The following is a 2,162-nucleotide window of genomic DNA, read 5'->3' as shown; positions in this document are numbered from 1 at the left end:
GGGGCTGTTGAAAAAGTAAGAAAATATTTTTTATAAAAAAGAGCAATAAAAAAGGTGATTAATCTCTTTAAATTCATTACCGCAGCAATCATATAGGCTTGAATCTGTACTTTTTGTAGACCTCTATATTTTGCTCTTTTTAACCCATGAAGGTTTTTAGCCTCCGAATTAATACCTTCTATTTGCCACATCCTGCTTATTTGGGCATTAATAAAATCTTTCTTCTTCATATGATTTATTTGCTTTTCAAAAAAGTCTTGATCATAACTTCTTCTTATGCGCCTATAGCCGTCAATTTGTCTTTTAGGAATGCTGCAATGTATGTTTTGACTACAATTTCTACAAATAACATCACTTATTTTATAAATCATCCTATCCCCAGATTTCCATCCTTTCATTGCAATCCCTGAAGGGCATATATATTCTTGGGTATCTTTGTCGTACTGAAAACCTTTTTGCATAAGAGCTTGTATTTTTCCACTCCTGCTAGAAAATAATGGTATATATCCAATAATACTATTTTGTTGTAGATATTTTATATTTTTTGATGAACCATAGGCTCTATCAGCTATTACACTTGTCATATCTAGGTTATATTTAGATTTTATATAAAATAACCTATCAAGGTAGATTTGTGTTTCATGGCATGACCCTGTAGTTACTTTACTATCAAGCACAACGCGGCTATCTTTATCTATTGACATGTGTACCTTATATTTCAAGCTTCTTGCGGCACCAATTTTCATTGCTAATGAACTATCGGGGATCAGATGTGCTTATGTGAGAGCTGTTTGACAATTTATTTTTAGAAAAAGAAGTAATGACACCAACAAACTTTTCACCATCTGGTGTATAACTATTTTCTCTACTAATCATTGAATCAATTGATGCATTTGCTTCTATTAATGTTGCATCTGTAATAATGGTGTTGCCTTTTATTATTTTATGTTCCTTGCATAAAAAGATAATTTGATCAAAAAACGCTTCAAAGACTTTTTTACCATAACGTGATCTTATTTTAGATAAAGAAGAGTGGTCTGGAATCTTATAATTAATGTCTAACTTACAATACCACCTGTAAGCTAAGTTATATTTGATTTCTTCGCATAATTTTCTGTTAGATTTGATATTGTAGATATACCCTATCAAAGTTATCCTAAAAAATAATTCAGGGTCTATTGAAGGACGTCCGTTATCATGACAGTAAAACTTTGTAGTCAATTCTCTTACAAAAGATAAATCCAAAATTTTATCTAACTTTCTTAAAAAATGATCCTCAGGAATTAGTTTATCTATATCTAGCCTAATAGACGATTTCCTAACATGAATATGATTTCCTTGCATAAAAAGTGTTTTTATATTAGTAGCTTTGAGCTTTTATAAGTTTTTGCAATAAATGTGTACCAACTAAGAATTATAAGTATCAAAAAGTGTAATTTATAAGACATAGTAAAGTATATGTCTTATAATATGTCTAATAAGGCAATTCTTACAACATTTAAAATAATATAAGACTAAAAAGGAAAAAATGGAAATTGTTGGTTATGCTAGAGTAAGCTCCGTAGGACAGAGTTTAAAGGTTCAACTTGATAAGCTAAAAGACTGTCACAAAATTTATCAAGAAAAACATAGTGCTACGTCAAATAAAAAACGCCCCAAGCTAAGTGAATGCCTAGAATATGTAAGAGAAGGGGATATATTGGTTATTACACGTTTAGATAGATTGGCAAGATCAACATTAGATTTATGTGAAATTGCAAAAACTCTGGAACGTAAAAAAGTGCAGCTTAAAGTCCTAGATCAAAACATAGACACAAGTGATGCCACAGGAAGATTACTTTTTAATATGCTAGGAGCAATTAGTCAATTTGAAACCGAAATCAGGTCCGAAAGACAAGTAGATGGTATCAATAAAGCAAAGGAAAGAGGTGTTTTATTTGGTAGAAAACAAACTATTACAGATGAGCAAGTTACTGAATTGCAAAAAAAAAGAAAAAATGGAGTTTTTATAAAAACACTAATGAAAGACTATAATCTTTCAAAAGCTAGTATATATCGCTATCTGAAAACAATAGACCAAACTGACTCTATATGAATACTAAAGATTTATTATTACATGGCTCAATTCATCCTTAATTCTTATGACTTTTTCAACAGCCCCG

3 protein-coding genes are annotated in these 2,162 nt (G+C 30.4%); 1 reads left to right on the top strand and 2 read right to left on the bottom strand.

What is annotated here, in order from left to right; all coding sequences use genetic code 11:
* A partial coding sequence (locus AC15TD_RS14700) for a transposase (protein WP_484452898.1) occupies positions 1 to 746 on the bottom strand: 746 nt, incomplete at its 3' end.
* A 10-nt stretch (positions 747 to 756) separates the two neighbouring features.
* Positions 757 to 1,344 carry a transposase gene (locus tag AC15TD_RS14695; RefSeq protein WP_484452897.1) on the bottom strand — a complete coding sequence of 196 codons (588 nt, stop codon included), beginning with the start codon at positions 1,342 to 1,344 and terminating at the stop codon, positions 757 to 759.
* 184 nt (positions 1,345 to 1,528) lie between these two features.
* Here AC15TD_RS14695 and AC15TD_RS14690 point away from each other — a divergent pair, with 184 nt between their 5' ends.
* Complete coding sequence (locus tag AC15TD_RS14690) at positions 1,529 to 2,095, top strand: recombinase family protein (RefSeq protein ID WP_484452896.1); 567 nt, start codon at positions 1,529 to 1,531, stop codon at positions 2,093 to 2,095.
* Positions 2,096 to 2,162 lie beyond the last annotated feature (67 nt).

The sequence above is a fragment of the Yeosuana sp. genome, assembly GCF_057126245.1.
The sequence above is the reverse complement of the archived record's forward strand: the minus strand, read 5'-3'. Positions and strand labels throughout refer to the sequence as shown.

Bases quoted from the DNA above. Each gene is read 5' to 3' on its own strand.
- AC15TD_RS14690 (WP_484452896.1), top strand. From the start codon at position 1,529: ATGGAAATTGTTGGTTATGCTAGAGTAAGCTCCGTAGGACAGAGTTTA.
- AC15TD_RS14695 (WP_484452897.1), bottom strand. From the start codon at position 1,344: ATGCAAGGAAATCATATTCATGTTAGGAAATCGTCTATTAGGCTAGAT.